The sequence below is a fragment of the Mycobacterium sp. MAA66 genome (assembly GCF_041261665.1).
In the GTDB taxonomy this organism is placed as follows: domain Bacteria; phylum Actinomycetota; class Actinomycetes; order Mycobacteriales; family Mycobacteriaceae; genus Mycobacterium.
In genome coordinates this window covers 115,229-135,908 of the sequence record NZ_JBGCCC010000006.1, presented here as the reverse complement: position 1 = coordinate 135,908, position 20,680 = coordinate 115,229, and the positions used below count along the sequence as shown (strand labels likewise).

The 20,680-nt window shown below is 66.1% G+C and carries 16 protein-coding genes; 10 read left to right on the top strand and 6 right to left on the bottom strand.

All coding sequences use genetic code 11. The features are described 5' to 3' along the window. Position 1: 1 nt before the first annotated feature. Positions 2-553 carry a nicotinamidase gene (locus ABIA30_RS18410; protein ID WP_370067939.1) on the top strand — a complete coding sequence of 184 codons (552 nt, stop codon included), beginning with the start codon at positions 2-4 and terminating at the stop codon, positions 551-553. 6 nt (positions 554-559) lie between these two features. Here ABIA30_RS18410 and ABIA30_RS18405 read toward each other — a convergent pair whose 3' ends face one another. Next, the gene (locus ABIA30_RS18405; protein ID WP_370068172.1) at positions 560-1,360 is read right to left on the bottom strand and encodes an enoyl-CoA hydratase/isomerase family protein; all 801 of its coding nucleotides are present in this window, start codon (positions 1,358-1,360) and stop codon (positions 560-562) included. 91 nt (positions 1,361-1,451) lie between these two features. On the opposite strand from ABIA30_RS18405, the gene ABIA30_RS18400 reads away from it, so the two are divergent. The 4 genes from ABIA30_RS18400 (at position 1,452) to ABIA30_RS18385 (ending at position 3,909) form a co-directional block, all read left to right on the top strand. Next, entirely contained in the window at positions 1,452-1,898 is a 447-nt protein-coding gene (locus ABIA30_RS18400; protein ID WP_370067937.1) for a MarR family winged helix-turn-helix transcriptional regulator, read from the top strand. Continuing rightward, positions 1,895-2,701 (top strand): ATP-binding cassette domain-containing protein, encoded by an 807-nt coding sequence (locus tag ABIA30_RS18395; protein ID WP_370067935.1) that lies wholly within the window; start codon positions 1,895-1,897, stop codon positions 2,699-2,701. The genes ABIA30_RS18400 and ABIA30_RS18395 overlap by 4 nt, the downstream gene beginning before the upstream one ends. 64 nt (positions 2,702-2,765) lie before the next feature. After that, positions 2,766-3,506 carry an ABC transporter permease gene (locus ABIA30_RS18390; RefSeq protein WP_370068170.1) on the top strand — a complete coding sequence of 247 codons (741 nt, stop codon included), beginning with the start codon at positions 2,766-2,768 and terminating at the stop codon, positions 3,504-3,506. 109 nt (positions 3,507-3,615) lie between these two features. Then, entirely contained in the window at positions 3,616-3,909 is a 294-nt protein-coding gene (locus ABIA30_RS18385) for an SDR family NAD(P)-dependent oxidoreductase (RefSeq protein WP_370067933.1), read from the top strand. Positions 3,910-3,912: 3 nt separating this feature from the next. Here ABIA30_RS18385 and ABIA30_RS18380 read toward each other — a convergent pair whose 3' ends face one another. The 3 genes from ABIA30_RS18380 to treS all read right to left on the bottom strand — a co-directional run bounded on the left by ABIA30_RS18380 (position 3,913) and on the right by treS (position 9,018). Further along, the gene (locus tag ABIA30_RS18380; RefSeq protein ID WP_370067931.1) at positions 3,913-5,790 is read right to left on the bottom strand and encodes an ArnT family glycosyltransferase; all 1,878 of its coding nucleotides are present in this window, start codon (positions 5,788-5,790) and stop codon (positions 3,913-3,915) included. Between the two features lie 166 nt (positions 5,791-5,956). Continuing rightward, a complete protein-coding gene (locus ABIA30_RS18375; protein WP_370067929.1) occupies positions 5,957-7,294 on the bottom strand; it encodes a maltokinase in 1,338 nt (445 codons plus the stop codon). After that, positions 7,294-9,018: a maltose alpha-D-glucosyltransferase gene (treS, locus tag ABIA30_RS18370; RefSeq protein WP_370067927.1), complete on the bottom strand. Its 1,725-nt coding sequence runs from the start codon at positions 9,016-9,018 to the stop codon at positions 7,294-7,296. Before treS ends, ABIA30_RS18375 begins: the two co-directional genes overlap by 1 nt. Positions 9,019-9,057: 39 nt before the next feature. Here treS and ABIA30_RS18365 point away from each other — a divergent pair, with 39 nt between their 5' ends. The 5 genes from ABIA30_RS18365 to ABIA30_RS18345 all read left to right on the top strand — a co-directional run bounded on the left by ABIA30_RS18365 (position 9,058) and on the right by ABIA30_RS18345 (position 13,341). Further along, positions 9,058-9,861, top strand: coding sequence for a HugZ family protein (locus ABIA30_RS18365; protein ID WP_370067925.1), 804 nt, complete (start codon positions 9,058-9,060; stop codon positions 9,859-9,861). Between the two features lie 37 nt (positions 9,862-9,898). Next, a complete protein-coding gene (gene pyrE / locus ABIA30_RS18360; RefSeq protein ID WP_370067923.1) occupies positions 9,899-10,474 on the top strand; it encodes an orotate phosphoribosyltransferase in 576 nt (191 codons plus the stop codon). Between the two features lie 86 nt (positions 10,475-10,560). Beyond that, complete coding sequence (locus tag ABIA30_RS18355; RefSeq protein ID WP_370067921.1) at positions 10,561-11,109, top strand: hypothetical protein; 549 nt, start codon at positions 10,561-10,563, stop codon at positions 11,107-11,109. Between the two features lie 3 nt (positions 11,110-11,112). Continuing rightward, positions 11,113-11,526: a TIGR03668 family PPOX class F420-dependent oxidoreductase gene (locus ABIA30_RS18350; RefSeq protein ID WP_370067919.1), complete on the top strand. Its 414-nt coding sequence runs from the start codon at positions 11,113-11,115 to the stop codon at positions 11,524-11,526. Positions 11,527-11,637: 111 nt separating this feature from the next. Next, positions 11,638-13,341 carry a hypothetical protein gene (locus tag ABIA30_RS18345; protein ID WP_370067917.1) on the top strand — a complete coding sequence of 568 codons (1,704 nt, stop codon included), beginning with the start codon at positions 11,638-11,640 and terminating at the stop codon, positions 13,339-13,341. Between the two features lie 63 nt (positions 13,342-13,404). Here ABIA30_RS18345 and car (ABIA30_RS18340) read toward each other — a convergent pair whose 3' ends face one another. Both car (ABIA30_RS18340) and car (ABIA30_RS18335) read right to left on the bottom strand, forming a co-directional pair. After that, positions 13,405-16,917: a carboxylic acid reductase gene (gene car / locus ABIA30_RS18340; RefSeq protein ID WP_370067915.1), complete on the bottom strand. Its 3,513-nt coding sequence runs from the start codon at positions 16,915-16,917 to the stop codon at positions 13,405-13,407. A gap of 181 nt (positions 16,918-17,098) precedes the next feature. Next, entirely contained in the window at positions 17,099-20,623 is a 3,525-nt protein-coding gene (car, locus tag ABIA30_RS18335) for a carboxylic acid reductase (protein WP_370067914.1), read from the bottom strand. Positions 20,624-20,680 lie beyond the last annotated feature (57 nt).

The following is a 20,680-nucleotide window of genomic DNA, read 5'->3' as shown; positions in this document are numbered from 1 at the left end:
CATGCGCGCACTGATCGTGGTCGATGTGCAGAACGACTTCTGCGAGGGCGGGTCGTTGGCGGTAGCCGGCGGCGCCGATGTGGCACGCGCGCTCACCGAGCTGCTGCGGCGGCACGACTACGACCACGTCGTGGCCACCGCCGACCACCACATCGACCCAGGCGCACACTTCTCGGACCACCCTGACTTCCAGGAGTCGTGGCCGCCGCATTGCGTCGCGGGCACCGTGGGCGCCGAGTTTCACCCGGACTTCGATCCATCGGGAGTCGAGGCGGTGTTCCGCAAAGGACATCATTCGGCCGCCTACAGCGGGTTCGAGGGGATGACCGATGACGGCATCGAGCTCGCAGATTGGTTGCGGTCCAAAGGCGTTGACGAAGTCGACGTCGTCGGCATCGCCACCGACTACTGCGTCAAGGCCACGGCCCTCGATGCCGCACGCGCAGGGTTCAGGACTCACGTCCTACTGGACTACACGGCCGGGGTGGCGCCCGGCAGTTCAGCCGATGCCATTGCCACCCTGCGAGATTCGGGCGTCACAGTCACCGGCTGACGGACGTCAGCACGTCGGATCCACCGGGCGGCCGGTCCACTGCGGCCTGCGGCCCGCCAAAAATGCCCGGACGCCTTCCTTGGCGTCATCGTGCGCCATCACCACTCGGTGAATCTCAGTCTCTCGCTCCCCCACCTCGGCACGCGAAAGCTCGAACGAGTCCCACAACAGTCGCTTACTGGCTGCCACCGACATCGGCGCGGTGTTGTCGGCGATGTCGTGCGCCAGTTCCAGTGCCGTAGGGACGACATCGGACGCCGGGAGCGACCGGGTCCCCAGGCCTAGCTCGACGGCCCTGTGGCCGTCGAAAATGCCTCCAACCAACAGGATTTCGGCAGCCCGGGCGATGCCCACGAGGCGGGGTAACGCCCAGTGCGAATACGCGTCGCCGACCACTCCCCTGCGGACCTGCACCACTCCGTACTTCCCGTCGGCGGCGAAGATGCGGATATCGCATTGCAGTGCGAGCGTCAGACCCAGTCCGATCGCATGACCGTTGATCGCGGCGATCACCGGTTTGCTCAACGACCACGCCGGCACCGCGATACCGGCGGCACTGAATTCGGGACCGGGTTCGGCGAAGGTGTGATCGCCGTCGGCCAGGTCAGCACCGGCGCAAAAGGCCGGCGGGGTACCGGTGAGCACGACGGCGCGTATCTCATCGGCGGCATCGCACCGGGTGTAGGCGTCGGCGAGCTCTTCCCGCATGCCACCGCCGAAGGCATTGCGCCGGGCCGGCCGGTTCAGCGTCAGGGTCAGCACGCCGCGTTCGAAATCCGTGAGCAGCGTGCGATATTCGGGGAACATGCGGGGCACCGAGCGAGTAAACCACGTGGGTACATCAATCTTGCAGGAATCCGACAGGTAATTACCTCTGCAACAGAGGTAATGTGGGGATGTGCCAACCCGCACCGATCTGACCGCCGACTTGTTCAACACGGTCGGCCGTTTCCGGCGTCAACTACGCCGGACCGCCGGCCGCGCCTTCGGTGGCACCGTCACCGAGTCCCAGGCCGAACTGCTACGCCTGGTCGGCCGCAACCCCGGAATCTCCATCCGGGCGGCCGCCGACGAACTCGGTCTGGCGCCCAACACCGCCTCCACACTGGTGTCCAAGCTGGCCGCCGACGAACTGCTGGTCCGCACCGCTGACCCCGCTGACCGCCGGATCGGCCGATTGCAGCTGACCGAGCCGGCGCAACAGCTCGCCGACCAGACCCGGGCTGCCCGGCGTGCGACCCTCAAAACGGTCCTGGAGCGGCTCGACGACAGTCAGATCGACAGCCTGACAAAGGGTTTGGCAGTACTGGCCGATATGACGCGAATGTTGCAGGAGGACCAATGACTCCCGCCATCGACTGCCGGCACGTCACCCATCGCTACGGCGACTTCACCGCGGTCGACGATCTGAATCTGACCGTAGCCGTCGGCGAGACCATGGGACTACTCGGTCCCAACGGTGCCGGCAAGACCACGCTGGTGCGGGTGCTGACCACACTCACCCCGGTCCAACACGGGCAAGTGCGCATCTTCGGCCTGGACGCCGGCCGCGACACCATGGATGTCCGCCACAACATCGGCTATGTGCCCCAACAACTTTCCATCGAAGCGGCACTGACCGGGCGGCAAAATGTGGATCTGTTCGCCCGGCTGTACGACGTCCCCCGCCGGCAGCGCCGGGCCCGGGTCGACGAAGCCTTGGCGGCGATGCACCTGCTCGACGTCGCCGACAATCCCGCCAAAACCTACTCCGGCGGCATGGTGCGGCGCCTGGAACTGGCGCAGGCGCTGGTGAACCGGCCGTCGCTGCTGATCCTCGACGAGCCGACCGTCGGGCTGGATCCCATCGCCCGCGACAGCGTCTGGACCCAGGTGGCCCGGATGCAAGAGGAATACGGCATGACGGTGCTGCTCACCACGCACTACATGGAGGAGGCCGACGCCCTGTGCGACCGGGTGGCATTGATGCACCACGGCGTCCTGCAAACCGTCGGCACCCCAACGGTTCTCAAGGCGGCACTGGGCGCCACGGCGACGCTCGAGGACGTCTTCCGACACCATGCAGGTTCCGACCTGACCGACGATGACGACCACCAGACCCTCAAGCAGGTCCGCGCCACCAGAAGGACGGCCCGACGTGTCGGTTGACCTGCAAACCCACCTGGTCCGAGCCCCGCGCGGGGCGGGGCGCATCCTCGGGCTACTGCGCCGGATCGGTGCCTTCTCGCTCGTCGAGCTGCAGAAGCTGCGCTACGACCGCACCGAGCTGTTCACCCGGATGGTGCAGCCCGCGCTGTGGCTGCTGATCTTCGGCCAGACGTTCTCCCGCCTGCACGTGATCAACACCGGTGGCGTGCCCTACCTGAGCTTTCTGGCACCGGGCATCATCGCCCAGTCGGCACTTTTCATCTCGATCTTCTACGGCATCCAGATCGTCTGGGACCGTGACGCGGGCATCCTGGACAAGTTGATGGTGACACCGGCGCCGGCGTCGGCCTTGATCACCGGCAAGGCATTCGCCGCCGGCGTGCGGTCGGTGGCCCAGGTGGTCGGCGTGCTGATCATCGCGTATCTGATGGGTATCCAGTTGACCTTCAACCCGTTACGCATCCTGGCGGCAATGGGCGTGGTGGTGCTCGGCTCGGCGTTCTTCGCCTGTCTGTCCATGACGCTGGCCGGGCTGGTGCGCAACCGGGACCGGCTGATGGGTATCGGCCAGGCCATCACCATGCCATTGTTCTTCGCCTCCAACGCTTTATATCCGGTCGACATCATGCCGGGCTGGCTGCACGTGCTCTCGGCGGTCAACCCGCTGTCCTACGAGGTCAACGCGCTGCGGGCACTGTTACTGGGCATTCCCGGCAACACTGCGGTCGACATCGCCGTGCTGGCTGCGGCGGCACTGCTCGGTATCGCGGCGGCCTCCGCCCTGCTCCGCCGTCTCGTCCGCTGAACGGTTCCGGCCGTTCCGGGTGCCATCGGCCCTCAAGCACCGAAATCACGTATCCCAGTCCTAGCCATGACTCATCTGGCACTTAGCCAGCGGGCGTTGACTCGATGTCATGAAGAAAAGCATCGTCGCGGTGGTCCTGGACGCCGGTTCGGACAACGGCCTGGCCACCGCCCTCAGCCTGCTGGCCCACGGCTACCGCGTCGTGGTGACCGACCGGCACGCCGGTTCCCTGGTTCGTATCACCCACGGTCAACCCGCCGACCGGATCTATGCGATCGCCGCCGACACCCATGATCGGGCTCAGCTCGACCAGTTGCTGGCCCGGGTACGTGCCCGCTTCGGCCGGGTGGACATGATCGTCAATCCCGATCTGTACAGCGCCGTCATGCCGCTTTCCGCTTGAGCGCTAAGGCTTTCCAGCTGACAGGTCGTAGACGGTGACGTCGCCGACCTTGGTCGCCGGGAAATTGGCCGCCACCCACTCGACGATGTCGTTGTGGTCATGCCTGCCGAATTGCGGGCCACGGCCGTGCAGGCCCGGCTTGAGGAAATAGCCGATCCGGTGTGCGGCCACGTAATCCTGAAACTCCTGAAGCGTCGGCGCTGGGTCGGCACCGCCGAAGCCACCGATGGCCATCACAGACGTCTCGGTCTTCAACTCCAACGTCGCGGCATACGAGGATCTTTCGATCGCTGCCGACCATTCGTTGTGCGTCGCTTTGAGCATGTCGTCCAGCTCAGTGCTGTCGATGCCCTTGGTCCAGCTGTTGTAGTTGCTGTCCGGGCCCACCGTAGGGCCACCACCGACATGGGAGACGTTGATGGTGGCCAGTGAGTAGGCCGTGGACCCCAGCATCGCGCCGACAAGTGAAACACCCAGCGCCACAACGGCCCCGCGGGACCGTACGTTGCCCCGCCAGATCAGCGCCACCGCACCGATGGCGGTGCCGACCAGAATGATCCACCGCAGCGCCGGCAGCCACGCCGAATGGCTGTTCAGCTGCCAGAAACTCCAGACCGCGGTGCCGAGCAGCATCACCGCCAAAGCGATTCGGGCCCATAACTTTTCTCGCAACACCCACATCTGCTGCACCCCGATCGCGAACACCGCGGCCACCGCCGGCGCGATCGACATCGAGTAATACGCGTGGATGAAGCCCTTCATGAAGCTCAGCACCAGACCGTCACTGAGCAGCCAACCGCCGAACAACAACACCGCCGCCCGAACCAGGTCCGTGCGCGGCTTTCCGTGGCGCGCAACCAGAACCACGATGATCGCCACCAGCGCAGCAGGCAGTAGCCAACTGATCTCGTAGCCGAATTCGCCGCTGAACAGGCGCATGACGCCTTCGGTCTGCGAACCGAATGGGCCGTGCGAACCGATATGCACCTGGGTGCCGGCCAGGGTTCCGACCTCAGCGGTCGGCGGAGCGAAGACCTTCTTGTTGTCGCCCAGCACCCGGCCGAAGCCGTTGTAGCCCAGGACCAGATTCATGAAGTTGTTGTCGGTGGAACCGGCAAGATAGGGCCGCGCCGAGGCCGGCCACAGCAGCGTCAGCACCACGAACCAACCGGATGCCGCCAGCGTGCCCAGTACCGCCCAGCCGATGTGGATCAGACGTTGCCGCCAACTCACCTGCGCGGCAACCAGATACGCCAGCGCGATCGACGGCGCCACCATGATGCCCTCGAGCATCTTGGCCAGAAAGGCGAAGCCCATTACGACACCGGCGAGCGCCATCCAGCGTGATCCATTGCCTTGCAGAGCCCGCACCCCGCAGTACGCCCCGGCGATCATCAGCAGCACCATCGCGGCATCCGGATTGTTGAACCGGAACATCAACACCGTCACCGGCGTCAGCGCCAGTGCCGTGCCGGCCAGCAGCCCGGTCCACGGCCCGGCCACCCGCTTGACCGTCGCATACAGCAGCGCCACCGAGCCGACCGCCATCAGCGCTTCCGGCACCAACATGCTCGCGCTGCTGAAGCCGAAGATCTGGCCGGACAGGCCCATCACCCACTGCGACAGCGGTGGCTTGTCAACGGTGATGAAGTTGGCCGGGTCCAGCGAGCCGAACAGCAGCGCTTCCCAATTCTTCGATCCCGCCCAGGCTGCCGCGGCATAGAAGTCGTTGCCCATCCCGTTGACCGTGATGTTCCACAGATAGAGCACTGCCGTGCCGATCAGCAGGACCGCCAGCGCCACCCGGTGGCCACGGGAGGCTGATTCGGGAGCGGATTCTTCGTCGACGACCTCGTCGGGCGCTTCGAGTTGGGTGCTCACTGAACCAGTTATCCATTACTAACCTGTTACTACCTGTGAATTAGCAGCGAACGCTGGGGGTGGGTCTACCTAACCCTGAGCATCCTCGCTGGTCACGCCGCGTCGCCGAGCTCCTGGGCCATCGCAGCTGGAACACGAACTGGGAGCAAGACCACAGCTCTCAGACCTAGTCGGCCAGCAGCCTCGCGATGGAGCGCAGCGGCAGATCCAACCATCCGGGGCGATGCCGGGCTTCGTAACCCGCCTCGTAGACCGCCTTGTCGAGCTCGTAGGCCGCCAACACCTCGGTCTCCACTCGGGGGTCGGACCCGACCACTTCGGCATAGCCGTCGCAGAATGCCGATCGGTTGCGTTCGGCCCACTCCCTGGCCCGCGTCGCCAATTGCTTGTCCGCTCGGCTGTTGCCGTCTCCCTCGATCACCCGCTGATACGCCGCGTAGTGGTAGGAGCGCAGTACGCCCGCGACGTCGCGTAGCGGGGAATCCGGCGCCCGGCGCTGCTCCAGTGGTTGCCCGGGCTCGCCTTCGAAGTCGATGAGCAACCAGGTCTCCGGGGTGCGCAGCACCTGACCGAGGTGCAGGTCCCCGTGAATGCGCTGGACGGTCATCGGGTGACCGTCCAGTTCGCGGTAGCGATGCTCGATCTGGGTGGCGTGCTCGCCGAGCGCAGGCACCGCGGCGACCACCGCGGACAACCGGTCGAGCATGGCCGCAGCCGAGAACCTCGCGGCGACGGCGCCGAGTTCGGCGGCCAACGTTGCGTGCACCTGGGCGACAGCGCTGCCCAGCCGGTGCGATTCGGCCGCGAAGTCCCCACCCACCTCGTCGGCATGCAGGTCACCTTCGGCGAACAAATCCCGGGTGCTCGCGGTGGCCATGTCCCAACCTTCGGCCGCGTTGGCGGCGAACGTGGTGACCATGCCCAAAGCCACTGAATCTGCTGCCGCCGAACCCTTTTCGCTCAGGTGGAACTCGCCCAGCAGCGGCGCTACATGTGGGCTGCCGGCGCGGGCCAGCACCCCGGTCAGCTCGATGTCGGGGTTCACCCCGGGTATCAGGCGGCGGAACATCTTGAGTATCGCGGTGTCGCCGAACACCACGCTGGTGTTGCTCTGTTCGGCCCCGATCACCCGTGCCGGCGCCCCCGTAGGCAACAGGCCGCCCGGCTCGGCGACAAAGACCGCCTCACCCACGACGGCCGACCTGCCGATCAGGGACAGCAGATACTCCGCGGCTTCGGGGTCGAACAAGCCGTCGATGACGGCCGTCGAACCGTCATTGCCGATGGTGGCCAGGTCGGCGTATTCGGGCGGCGCGCCCTCTCCGCGGCGCACCAGCACCTGGTAGCGCTCGGCCGGGCCATCGGCATAGACGGCGTCCAGCAGCACCAGGTCGAGATCGGCACGCAGTGCGATGACGGTGGCCGGCTGCGCACCGGTCAAGGTCCGGGAGCGACCCGCGTACCAGCGTTGCCGGGTCAGCCATTCGGCGTATTGCACATCCATCACCGCTCCTCACCGTCTGGCGCGCGCAAGGCGAACCAATAGAACCCGTGGCCGGGCAGCGTCAATTGGTATGGCAGTAGCCCGATTCGGGGAAATTCCACATGCCCGGTCATCTCGACCGGCGTGTAGTCCGCCCAGCTCTGCAGGTTCAACTCGATGGGCTGCGGAAACCGGGACAGGTTGTTGACGCACAACACGGCCGCCCCGTCGACTTCCCGAACGTAAACCAGCACCGAAGGATTCGACCCGCTCAGTTCCCGGAACGTACCGACCGCGAACGCGTCATGGCGCCGGCGCACCGCGAGCATGGTGCGGGTCCAGTTCAACAGTGAATTCGAACTGTCGCGCTGCGCTTCGACATTCACCGCTTGATAGCCGTAGACCGGATCCTGGTTCGGCGGCAGGTACAACCGCCCCGGGTTCGCAGTGGAGAATCCGGCGTTGCGATCCGGGGTCCACTGCATGGGCGTGCGCACACCGTCGCGGTCACCCAGCCAGATGATGTCGCCCATACCGATTTCATCGCCGTAATACAGCACCGGCGAGCCGGGCAGGGACAGCAGCAATGCAGTGAACAGTTCGATCTGGTTGCGGTCGTTCTCCAACAGCGGGGCCAGCCGACGACGGATCCCGACATTGGCCTTCATCCGCGGGTCCTTGGCGTACTCGGCGTACATGTAGTCACGCTCTTCGTCGGTGACCATCTCCAGCGTCAGCTCGTCGTGGTTGCGCAGGAAGATGCCCCACTGGGCGCACTCCGGGATCGGTGGCGTCTGGGCCAGGATCTCCGAGATCGGGAAGCGTGATTCGCGCCGAACCGCCATGAAAATCCTTGGCATCAGCGGGAAGTGGAATGCCATATGACATTCGTCGCCGCCGGTGGCCGGGTCCCCGAAGTAGGACACCACGTCGGCGGGCCACTGATTGGCCTCGGCCAACAGCACCCGGCCCGGGAATTCATCGTCGACGACTTTGCGGCAGCGCTTCAGAAAGGCGTGGGTCTCGGGCAGATTTTCGCAGTTGGTCCCGTCCCGCTCGAACAAGTAGGGCACCGCGTCCAGGCGGAAGCCGTCGATGCCCAGGCGCAGCCAGAACCGCAGCACGTCGAGCATCGCGTCCTGCACCGCCGGGTTGTCGTAGTTCAGGTCGGGCTGGTGGGAGAAGAACCGGTGCCAATAGAACTGCCGGCGCACCGGATCGAAGGTCCAGTTCGACTCCTCGGTATCGACGAAGATGACCCTGGCCTGCGGGTACCGGTCGCTGCTGTCGCTCCAGACGTAAAAGTCGCCGTACGGACCGTCGGGGTGGCGCCGCGACTCCTGGAACCACGCGTGGGCGTCGGAGGTGTGGTTCATCACCAGGTCGGTGATGACCCGGATCCCGCGCCGGTGCGCCGCGTCCAGCAGGGCCACGAAGTCGTCGACGGTGCCGAATTCGGGCAGTACCTGGTAGAAGTCGCGAATGTCGTAGCCGCCGTCGCGAAGCGGCGAGTCGTAGAAAGGCGGCAGCCAGATGCAGTCGACACCAAGCCATTTCAGGTAGTCGAGCCGCTCGGTGAGACCGCGCAGATCGCCTGATCCGTCAGCGTCGGAGTCGTAAAAGGCACGGACCAACACCTCGTAGAAGACCGCGCTCTTGAACCATGTGCGGTCCTCCGGGAGAACGCGCGCATGGCCGTAGTCGTCGGCGCTCGGGTGGTCCACGCCACCGTGGGGGGCGTCCATCAGCCTCCAACGTACCGATAGCCCGGTAGGGTCGCAGCCGTGGCGACACGCGATCACGGTGACCCCGGGGATGCCCCGACGATTCCGCCCCCGCTGGCCGAGATCGTCAACCCGACGCGCCCGACGGCGGCCGAGGAATCCCGCACCATCGCGGCGTCGACCAATACCGGCACCCTGGCCACCCTGACCGCGGACGGCGATCCGTGGGCGTCGATGGTGACCTACGGCCTGTTGGGCGGGAACCCGGTGTTGTGCGTGTCGACCCTGGCCGAGCACGGGCGCAACCTGGCGGGCGATCAGCGGGCCAGCATCTCCATCATCGCCGCGACCACCGACAAGGACCCGCTGGCCGGTGGCCGGGTCACCTTGGCAGGCCGGGTGTACCAACCCGAAGGAGACCAGCGCGACGCCGCCCGGGCCGCTCACCTGGCCGCCGTGGCGGCCGTGGCGGCCGCCAAGTACTACATCGACTACACCGACTTCGCGCTGTGGGTGCTGCGGGTCGAGCGAGTGCGATGGGTCGGCGGCTACGGCCGGATGGATTCGGCCACCGGTGCGGATTACGCTGCGGCCCAACCTGACCCGGTGACCCCGTCGGCCGCCGGGGCAATCGCCCACCTGAATGCCGACCACGCCGACGCCCTGGCCGCGATGGCCCGAGTGCTCGGCGGCTATCCTGACACGTCGTCGGCGACCTGTACGGGCGTCGACCGCTACGGCCTGGATCTGCGGGTCGACACCGCCCGCGGAATGGCCTACACCCGCGTGGGTTATGCCCAGCCACTGAACTCCGTCGACGAGTTGCGTTCGGCCACTGTGGAATTGGCGCAGCGCTCCCGGTAGCGCGGGCGGAGCTTCCCACGTGCAATAGCATCACGGTATGTCTGCTGCTGATCGCCCGAAATCCTGGGACGCCGCCTTCGAACTGATCCGCACCCGCGGCTACGAGCGCCGCGAGGAGCCGTTCCGGCTGGCCAGCGGGCAGCTCAGCCACGACTACATCGACGGCAAGTTCGCCATCGACAACGGCAAGAACCTGACCCTGGTGAGCCAGGCCGTGGCCGAGTTGGCGGCGCTGCGCGGTATCGAATTCGATGCCGTCGGCGGCCTGACCATGGGTGCCGACCCGCTGGCCCACGGAGTCGCGATGGTCACCGGTAAGGCGTGGTTCTCGGTGCGCAAGGAGCAGAAGTCGCGCGGCCGGGAGCAGTGGATCGAGGGCACCCGCATCGAGCCCGGCACCCGGGTGCTGCTTGTCGACGACGTGATCAGTACCGGTGGATCGACCGAGATCGCGTACGAACGCGTCACCTCGGTGGGGGCCGTCGTCACCGGTGTCATCCCGATGGTCGACCGCGGCGATATCGCCACGGAACGCTTCGCCAGGCGCGGCGTGCCGTTCGCGGCACTGGTCACCTACCAAGATCTGGGTATCGAGCCCGTCAAGGACGTCTGAGCCCGTCGAACTCCGACAACCGGACACGCGCCTCAACTCTCACAGCTATCACAGGTTCGGGCACGGCGCCGCCTACCATCTGGAAGGTGTCCGACAGTGACCCCGATACCGACCGGTTTGCCACCGTCGGCCCCGGCCCGTTCCGGTCGCCGGTCACCGGCCCGTTCGCCATTCCCGAACCCGAGCCCGCTCCCGATACTTTCGACCCCTTCGACACCAACACCTGGCACTTCAAGGCGCCACCCGCGCCGTGGTATCGGTCCGGCCGGACCAGGTTGCTACTGACCTTGGTCGCGGGCGCGGCCGTCGCGCTGGTGATCTCGATGGTCCTGCTTGCCACCCGCAAAGAACCTGCCGACGACTCACCGGCCCCCACCCCGTCCACGACCACCACTGCGCCGTCCACCACAACCACCGCAACTGCCCCCACCTCGGCGCCCCCTCCACCGCCACCGTCCCCACCGGCACCGCCACCGGCGCCATCTCCGCCGGCGCCGGCCGCCCCGGCCGCCCCGGCACCGGCGGTTGCCGAGCCGCCAGCGACCCACCCGAGCACCACGACCAAGAGCCCCGAGATCAATGTGACCCGATTACCGATGAGTGCCGCGCCGGCGCACCCGCGTTGGAGACAATGAGTCATGACCGCTCCAGCTTTCGACGGGCCCGCGCAGTTTGCCGCGGCACCACTGGCGGTCCTGGCGACCGCGGCACCGGACGGACAGCCCCACCTGATTCCGGTCGTGTTCGCCGTCAGTCACGACGTGCTGTATACCGCCGTCGACGCAAAACGTAAGTCCACCCAGCACCTCCGGCGGCTGGCCAACATCGCGGCCAACCCGAAGGTCAGTCTGCTGGTGGAGCACTACAGCGACGACTGGAATCAGCTGTGGTGGGTCCGAGCCGACGGCCACGCCACCCTGCACGACAGCGGCGACGAGATGGCCATCGGATACTCGCTGTTGCGCGCCAAGTACCCGCAGTACGACCGGGTCGCACTGGACGGTCCGGTCGTGACCGTGTCGATCGCCCTGTGGCGTTCCTGGCAGGCCTGAGTGTTTGCGAAAGTGACCATTCCTGACGAGTGACATCACGCGATGTCATATGTTGGGCGCGGAACACGCTCGGCTGCGACAACCGCGGCCCCAATGTCAAGGGGGACATTGATGACGCTGCATGGCCGACGCAACACCAAGCGGATGTCTCGCCGTTATCGTCTGGCAGCGGTTGCTGTCGGCATCGGTATCGCAGCAGCCGGCCATGACGTCGCCTGGGCCGAGACCGGCCACCCCGATTCGGGCAACTCTGCGGGCCATACGTCTGCCGCCGCCTCCGCGTCGCCCGGTCCGGCCAAACCCGTTACGCACCCGGGTACGACAGCCCCGGCACCGCAGAAGAAGGGCAAGAAAGCCGCAGCGGATACCAGCCAGCCGCCCGACACCGCCACACCGAGTGCAGCTGGATCGGATTCACCTGTACCACAGCATAATTCAGCAAAGAACTCAGATGCTGGTGCAGCCAAACGCGCCGCGAAGACCAAGAACCCTGTCGCCCCGACCGCCGCCACCAAGGCGCAGACGGCCGTCACGACCCCGCGGGTCTCCGCGCAACCACCCGCACCCGCACATACCCCGGTCGCGGCCGCCGCGGTAGCCGCGACCTCCACCGGCGCCGTCAGTCTCAAGCCCACCGCGTCGAGCAGTTCCCCGACGAACACCACGACGGTGCCGACGCCGGCACCCCTGTCGCCGATAGCGCAGCTCATAGCGCTCCCCGGCCGCATCATCAACACGGTGCTGCAGGTCCTGGACCTGACCGTCTCGCAGAGCGGCCCCAAGAGCCCCTTCAACTGGTCCCCCATCGACGAAGCCTTGTTCGCGGCGTTCCGCGGATTCGAAAATGTGTTGGGGCTCAACAAAACTCCGGCCAACCAGCCGAAGGTGCCGACCCTGACCTACACCGGCCCGACAAATGATCAGACCCCGACGGTCGCCCAGTTCCTCGACGCCGCTGCCGGCGCGTACGTGCTCGGCGGCCAGCCCGGCGGCCTGAAGCCGTTCACCGTCAACGGTTTTCAGATGCAGACCTTCAATCCGTTGTCCGGCGCCGTGGGCAAGGCGTGGGTGACCCCGCAAGGGCAGATCGTCATCGCCTACCAAGGCACCACCGGCGGCACCAATCTGCTGTTCCATCCGCTGATCGCGATCACCCAGTTCATCACCGACTTCCAGATCATCTTCACCCACACCACTCCGCAGGCGTTCTACGATTCGTTGGCGTTTGAGCGGGCGGTCCAGGCTGCCGCGACCGCGCAGGGCTACAGCACCGGCGACATCTACCTGACCGGGCACTCGCTGGGCGGCTGGGAAGCGCAGTACGTCGCGCAACAGACGGGTTTGGGCGGCATCGGTTTCGAGGGTCCAGGTCTGAACACCTCCGTTGCGGGCAATGGCGTCAACTCGAACTTCGTCAATATCGAGACCTACGGAGACACCGCCGCATACTTCTCCACCGATCTACCCGGGTTGCAGCCACTGATGCCCGCTTACGTACCCGGCGGCGGCAGTAAGCCGCACTACGGCGACATCGTGATGATCGGCAACCCCAGCGCAGTGAACCCGCTGTTCAACGACGCGGCACTGCTGGGCCTGAACCCGATCAACGACATCGTTGCCGTGGTCGATGCGCTGGGCAATTTCCTCGAGCACCATCTGCCCGGCATGCAGGCCTACAACCTGGGCGTCGCGCCCGATCCGGGCGTGGTGCCTTGGCTTGGTGCCAAGATGGGTCCGATCAACAACTGGGGCGGTTTGACGATCGGCCAGCTGCAGCAGGCCGCCTCGGACGCCGGGGTGCTGATCGCCCCGTAGTTCCACGCGATGTGGGCGCGTTTCGTATCGCACAGTGATACGAAACGCGCCCACTTCACCGGGTTACAGCAGGCCCAGCAGCTGCAGGTCGGTGATGTACTTGACGATCACCGGCGCGGTCACGTGCGGAATGTCCTTGTCCGGACCGATCTTTGCTTCCTGCACGGCCTCACGGAACACCACCACCGGCGCGATCGACCCGTTGTGCGGGTGCTCGGGCTTCTGGTAGTTGTGGATCAGCGGCAGCAGCGAAGCGTTGCGCTGCCGGTCTGGCAGGGCCCGCAGCGTGGTCTCGAAACGAGCTAGCCACTCGGCGTAATCCGGCACGCGCGCAATGGAATACCCGGCTTCGATCAGCCAGTCCACGTACTCGTCCATGCCGATACCGTCCGCGTGCGGGTTCATCACGTGGTAGGTGGCGAATCCGCCCGCCGGCTGCACACCGAGGGTATCGATGGCCTCCGCGATGAACTCGACCGGCAGTCCGTCGTAATGCGCGGCCTGCCGCTTGCCCTCGGCGTCGAGCTCGTAGAACGAGTACGGGGCGATACCCGCGGCCACCAGCGAGAACATCATCCGGGTGAACATGTCCGGCAGGTTGAGCTGGCCGGCGTACGAGGTGTCAGCCAGGATCATGTCGCAACGGAACACCGAAACCGGCAGGCCACAAAGATCATTGGCCTCGCGCAGCAGCACCTCACCGGCCCACTTGCTATTGCCGTAACCGTTCGCGTAACCGTCGTGCACAGCACGCACCGAGCTCATCACCCGGACGTCGGCGTCCTCGACGAACTTGCCGGGCTCGATCTGGTCGCCCACACCGATGGTCGAGACGTAGATGTACGGCTTCTGCTTGGTGGTCAGCGCGATCCGGATCAGCTCGGCGGTACCCAGGGCGTTGGGGCCGAACAGCTCGCTGTAGGGCAGCACGTGGTTCACCAGCGCGGCCGGGTCGACGATCACGTCGACGGTGTCGGCCAGCCGCTGCCAAACCTCCTGCGGTAAACCGAGATTGGCCTCGCCCTTGTCACCGGCGATGACCTCCAGGTGATCGGCCAGCGACTGATAGTGCGCGAGCAGCTTCGGGTCGCCACTGTCGAACGTCGCATCGAGGCGGGCCCGCGCCTCCTCATCGGACTTGGCGCGCACCAAGGCGATCACCTTGCCGTCGACCAGATCCATCCGCTCCAGCCACTCCAGGGCCAGGTAGCGGCCGAGGAATCCGGTTGCGCCGGTGAGTAATACCGTGCGCACCTCGGAAGCCGGGCCCGGCAGAGACGGCGCCGCCGCCAGGGTCGCGGCGTCGATGAACTTGTCCAGCGTCAGATCCGCGGCCCGCACCTCGACGGCGTTCTTGCCGTGGACGGAGGTGAAGCTGGGCCGCTTGGCGCCGCCATTGCGCACGTTCTCGATGTAGGAAGCCAGGGCCGCCATATCAGTGGCCGGGCTGACGATGATGCCGACCTGCACCTCGACGCCGAAGATCTCTTCGAGCAGGTTGCCGAACGTCAACGCGGACAACGAGTCTCCACCGAGATCGGTGAAGTGAGCGTCGGCCGAGACCTCACCCGACGCACCGAGCAGCGCACTGGCGGCGCGAATGACGGTCGGCAGGGCGGGTCCGTCGGCACCGTTCTGTCGCAGCGCACGCAGCTCGTCCGCCTGTCCAGCAGCAAGATTCGCGTACAACTCTTCCAGCACCGGGCCGTAGTGGGCCTTGAGCTTGGGCCAGGCCAGCTTGCGGATACCGGTCAGCAGACCGTTCTCCAACGAGAACGGCTCGGTCTCCACGATGAAGTCGCGCGGGATCTCGTAGGACTGCAGCTCGGCTGCCTTGGCGACCTCCTGCAGCGAGTCGCTGATCTGCCGCTTCAGCTCGGCCGAATCCCAACGCGCCAACGCGTCTTCGGTGGGCACCACGACAGCCAGCAGGTACGGCTGAGCGCTGTTGCCGTAGACGTAGATCTGCCGGACCAGCGGGCTGTTGTTGCTGAATGCCGCCTCCACCTTTGCCAGCGTGACGAACTCGCCCTGGGCCAGCTTCAGCACGTTGTTGCGCCGGTCGACGTACATGATCTGGTCCGGGCCCAGCTCGGCGACCACGTCGCCGGTGCGGTAGAAGCCGTCCTCGTCGAACACGCTCGCGGTGACGTCGGGCCGCTTGTAGTAACCCGGGAACAGGTTTTGGGTCTTCACCAGCAGCTCACCACGCGGGTACGGCTGATCGGTCAGGAAGTAGCCCAGATCGGGCACGTCGACCAGCTTGTAGTCCAGAGTCGTCGGCCGCTGGATCACGCCGTCGAAGAAGACCATGCCGGCTTCTGTGGAGCCGTAGCCCTCCAGCAGGTGGATGCCGAGGAACTTCTCGACCCAGGCCTTGAGTTCATCGGTGATCGGCGCCGAGCCGGTCATCGCCTTGATGTACCGGTCGCCCAGCAGGTTCTGCCGCATGTCGGCCATGACCTGCTGCTCGATTTCGTCACGCTCGGCTGCACCGGCCTCGGCCGGCACCAGCTTGTCGGCCCGGCTCTGGAATTCTAGGTACAGCATCTCCCACACCCGGGGTACCAGGTTCAGCTCCGTGGGGCGAGCAAGCGCGAAATCTTCGAGAAGAGTGGACAAGTCGCTCTTCGCGGCGAAGTAGACGATGCCACCGTTGGCCAAGCTGGAGTACAGGATGCCGCGGCCCATGACGTGGCTCATCGGCATGAAGGCGAGGTTGATCGACGCTTGACTCGGCCCGAACCATGCCGAGCTGGCGCTGCGCCAGAAGCTCGTCATGTTGCTCTCGGGGTACATCGCGCCCTTGGGGGCGCCGGTGGACCCGGAGGTGTAGATCAGCAGGGTCAGCGGATCCTCGTCGGCGAAAACCGGCGCCGGAGCGTCCGGCAGGCCCGTGCCGCGATCGAGCACCTCACCGAACGTCTCGACGACCACGTTCAGTCCGGCATCGGCCAGCGCGGCACGCGCCGCGTCGATGGCGTCGCGTTCGTCATCGACCTGGGTGTGGTGATCGAACACCACGACGCGGGCCGGAGCGGGACCGCCGATGGCGAGCTCGACGGCGTCGGCGACATACGTGGCGCTCACCGCCATCAGCACCGGTTCTGTCTCGGCGATGATCGGTAGCAGCGATGACGCGGACGAGCTGGTCTGTAGGGGCACCGACACGGCGCCGATCTGGCCGAGGGCGGTGTCGATGACGGTGTAGTCGGTGCTGGTGAAGCCGAGGATGGCAACGCAGTCTCCGGCCTTCACGCCGTCGGCGTGCAGTGCGGCAGCGACGGAGCGGACCCGCTCCCACAACTCGCCATAGGTGATGGTGTCGTACTGGGGCAGCAGCTTGGCCACAGTACGGCCGTTCTCGGTGACGAACTCGACGGCGCGCTGTCCGAGCGCGGTCCGGTCGGCATAGCTCTTCAGCACGGTCTGCACGATCTCCGGCAGTCGCAGGCCCGGCTTCTCGACGGCCTGGGCCACCGCCTCGATGGGCAAGGCAGCGGCGAACTGCGGGTCATTGGCGGACAATTCGGCGATCCGGCGAGCGAGCCGTTCGTCAGCGATGTCAATCGACATAAGAAAACCTCACGAGTATTTCGGAAGATGAGGTAGGCAGCGCCTCTTCGCGCCCCCACCTCTCTTAATTACGCCGGTCGAGCCGGCTTTGTTCCAGTCTCGGCCTGCCAATTCCCTGTGCGATTTGTGCGCCCCGAGGGTGCGCTGAGCACCCCGAAATCGTGCACAAATCAGCGGGCGGTCAGAGCAGGCCGAGCAGTTGCAGGTCGGTGATGTACTTGACGATCACCGGCGCGCAGATGTGCGGAATATCTTTGTCCGCACCAACTTTCGCGTCCTGCACGGCGGATCGGAAGTGGTCCACCGGAGCAATGGAGCCGTTGAACGGCTGGCCGGGCTGCTGGTAGTTGTGCAGGAGCGGTAGCAGCGAGGCGTTGCGCTGACGGTCCGGCAAGCCACGCAGACCGGTCTCGAAGCGAGTCAGCCAGTCAGCGTAATCATCCACGCGGGCAACGGAATACCCGGCTTCGATCAGCCAGTCCACGTACTCGTCCATGCCGACGCCGTCGTCGTACGGGTTCATCACGTGGTACGTCTCGAATGTCGTGTCGGTCTCACCCGCGGCGACCTTCTCGGTCAGCGTCGAGATGGCTTCGGCGACGAACTCGACCGGCAGGCCGTCATAGTGCGCCCGTTGGCGGTTGCCGTCAGCTCCCAACTGGTAGAACGACTTCGGCGCTATGCCGGTGGCCACCAGGGAGAACATCATCCGGGTGAACATGTCCGGCAGGTTGAGCTGACCGGCATAGGACGTGTCGGCCAAGATCATGTCGCAACGGAACACCGAAACCGGCAGGCCACAAAGATCATTGGCCTCGCGCAGCAGCACCTCACCGGCCCACTTGCTATTGCCGTAACCATTGGCATAGCTGTCGTCCACCGCGCGCTCCGCGCTCATCACCCGAACATCGGCCTCTTCGACGAACTTGCCGGGCTCGATGCCCGAGCCTACGGCGATGGTTGAGACGTAGGCGAACGGCTTGATCCGGGTGGTCAGCGCGATCCTGATCAGCTCGGCGGTACCCAGCGCGTTGGGGCCGAACAGCTCGCTGTAGGGCAGCACGTGGTTCACCAGCGCGGCCGGGTCGACGATCACGTCGACGGTGTCGGCCAGCCGCTGCCAAACCTCCTGCGGCAAACCGAGATTGGCCTCGCCCTTGTCACCGGCGATGACCTCGAGATGATCGGACAGGTCCCGGTAGTGCGCCAAGAGCTTGGGGTCGCCACTGTCGAACGTGGCATCGAGGCGGGCCCTGGCATCGGCGTCGGACTTACCGCGGACCAAGCAGATCACCTTGCCGTCGACCAGGTCCATCCGTTCCAGCCAATCCAGGGCCAGGTAGCGCCCGAGGAATCCGGTTGCGCCGGTGAGCAATACCGTGCGCACCTCGGCTGCCGGGCCCGGCAGAGACGGCGCCGCCGCCAGGGTCGCGGCGTCGATGAACTTGTCCAGCGTCAGATCCGCGGCCCGCGCCACGGTGGAGCCCTTGCCGTGGACCGTGGAGAACGTCGGCCGCTGGCCGCCGGCCGCCCGTTCACCTTCGATGTACGCGGCCACACCGGCGAGGTCGGTAGCCGGGCTGACGATCACGCCGACCGGTACCTCGACGTCGAAGATCTCTTCCAGAAGTGAGCCAAAGGTCAACGCCGACAACGAGTCTCCACCCAGGTCGGTGAAGTGGGCATCGGGTGCGACTTCCGAGGCACCGGCACCCAACAAGGCCCGCGCGGCTCGGCTGACGGTCTCCAGCACCGGCGCATCCGCACCGGACTGACGCAGCGCCCGCAGCTCACTGGCCTGTCCGTCGGCGAGGTCGGTGTAGAGCTGTTCGAGTGCGGGGCCGTATTGCGCCTTGAGCTTGGGCCAGGCCAGCTTGCGCACGCCGGTCAACAGACCGTTCTCCAACGTGAACGGCGTCGGCTCGATGATGAAGTCGCGCGGGATCTCGTAGGACTGCAGGTGCGCCTCGCGGGCCACGGACTGCAGGGCCTCGGCCAGCTGCGGCCGCAGCTCCTCGCCACAGGACACCCCGGCGAGCGCTTCCGCCGACGGCACGATGACCGCGAGCAGATACGCCCGAGAACTGTTGCCGTACACATAGATCTGACGGATCAGGCTGCTGGTGCCGTAGGCGGCCTCCAGCTTGGACAAGGTGACGAACTCGCCTTGTGCCAACTTGAGCACGTTGTTGCGCCGGTCCAGGTACTTGAGGTGGTCCGGCCCCAGCTCGGCCATGATGTCACCGGTCCGGTAGAAGCCGTCCGCGTCGAACACCTCTGCAGTGGTCTCGGGCCGCTTGTAGTAGCCCGGGATCAAGTCAGCCGACTTGATCAGCAGTTCACCGCGCGGGTAGGGCCGGTCGGTCAGCAGGTAACCCAGTTCGGGCACATCGACCAGTTTGTAGTCGGTCACCATCGGACGCGCGATACGGCCACTGACCATGACGCCGCCGGCTTCGGTAGAGCCGTAGCCTTCGAGCAGCTCGAGGCCGACGAAGTTCTGTACCCAGGTTTTGAGTTCCGGAGAGATCGGTGCGGATCCGGTCAGGGCGACGACCTGGCGGCCACCGAGCAGGCTCTGCCGACGCTCGGCGAGCACCTGCTCTTCGGTGACACCGTCCACCGCGCGCCGATCGACTTCGCTCTGGACTTCTTGGTGGATCATCTCCCAGACCCGCGGGACGAAGTTCATCTGCGTCGGCCGCACCAGCGAGATGTCCTCGAGCAATGTGGACAGGTCACTACGGGCGGCGAAGTTCACGGTGCCGCCGCTGGCCAGGGCCCGGTAGACCACACCGCGGCCCATCATGTGGCTCATCGGCAGGAAGCTCAGCACGATCGCGGGAACGGCGGTCTGCTGTCCCCAGCCGGCCCGCACCGAGGCCCGCCACATGCCGGCAACCAGTCGTTCCGGGTACATCGCGCCCTTGGGGGTGCCGGTGCTGCCCGAGGTGTAGATGAGTACCCGCAGCGGGTCCGGGTCGGCGTCGATGTACGGCGCCACGGTCGGCAATGCCGCACCGCGGTCGGTCAAGTCGGTCAGCGTCTCGACGACGACGCCCAGCGGGGTGAGCGCATCGGTCGCCTTCTTCAGGGATTCACGGTGGGCGTCGACCTGCGGTCGGTACTCGAACACCACCACCCGCTGCGGCACATGCCCTCCCCGCACCAGCTCGACGGCATCGTCCAGGAAATCGGCGTCGGCGAACAGCACGGTGGGTTCGGTCTCGGTCAGGATCGGCTGCAGTTGCTCGGCCGGTGCGCTGGTCTGTAGCGGTACCGCGACGGCGCCGGCCACGGCCAGCGCGGTGTCGATGACGGTGTACTCGACGCTGGTGAAGCCGAGCATGGCGACGCGGTCTCCGGGGACGACGCCGGCCTCGGCGAGGGCGGCGACGACGGCCTGGATGCGGCTCCACGCTTCGGCATAGGTGATGGTCACGTAACGCGGCAGGAACGCCGCAGTCGTGCGGCCCGTGGCATCGGTGACGTATTCGACGGCCCGGCCACCAAGCGCCGGACGGTCGCCATAAGCCTCCATGATGGTCCGGATGATCTGGGGCAGGCGCAGGCTCGGCTCGTCCACCGAAGCGCTGACCTCATCGTTGGGACGCGCGGCGGCGAACTGGGGATCGTTGGCGTACAGCTCGGCAACGCGGCGAGCGAAGTGCTCGTCTACGGCGATTCCGGTGTTCTCGTTCGACATGACTACCTCTGCGTGAATTCGTTCGCGTGGCCTGTGGGCCTCTCACCAAGAAACAAC

What these genes read in the sequence shown, in the direction of transcription:
- ABIA30_RS18410 (WP_370067939.1), top strand. Translation starts at nt 2, where the DNA reads ATGCGCGCACTGATCGTGGTCGATGTGCAGAACGACTTCTGCGAGGGC.
- ABIA30_RS18405 (WP_370068172.1), bottom strand. Translation starts at nt 1,360, where the DNA reads ATGTTCCCCGAATATCGCACGCTGCTCACGGATTTCGAACGCGGCGTG.
- ABIA30_RS18395 (WP_370067935.1), top strand. Translation starts at nt 1,895, where the DNA reads ATGACTCCCGCCATCGACTGCCGGCACGTCACCCATCGCTACGGCGAC.
- ABIA30_RS18385 (WP_370067933.1), top strand. Translation starts at nt 3,616, where the DNA reads ATGAAGAAAAGCATCGTCGCGGTGGTCCTGGACGCCGGTTCGGACAAC.
- ABIA30_RS18375 (WP_370067929.1), bottom strand. Translation starts at nt 7,294, where the DNA reads ATGGATGTGCAATACGCCGAATGGCTGACCCGGCAACGCTGGTACGCG.
- treS (WP_370067927.1), bottom strand. Translation starts at nt 9,018, where the DNA reads ATGGACGCCCCCCACGGTGGCGTGGACCACCCGAGCGCCGACGACTAC.
- pyrE (WP_370067923.1), top strand. Translation starts at nt 9,899, where the DNA reads ATGTCTGCTGCTGATCGCCCGAAATCCTGGGACGCCGCCTTCGAACTG.
- ABIA30_RS18350 (WP_370067919.1), top strand. Translation starts at nt 11,113, where the DNA reads ATGACCGCTCCAGCTTTCGACGGGCCCGCGCAGTTTGCCGCGGCACCA.
- ABIA30_RS18345 (WP_370067917.1), top strand. Translation starts at nt 11,638, where the DNA reads ATGACGCTGCATGGCCGACGCAACACCAAGCGGATGTCTCGCCGTTAT.
- car (WP_370067915.1), bottom strand. Translation starts at nt 16,917, where the DNA reads ATGTCGATTGACATCGCTGACGAACGGCTCGCTCGCCGGATCGCCGAA.
- car (WP_370067914.1), bottom strand. Translation starts at nt 20,623, where the DNA reads ATGTCGAACGAGAACACCGGAATCGCCGTAGACGAGCACTTCGCTCGC.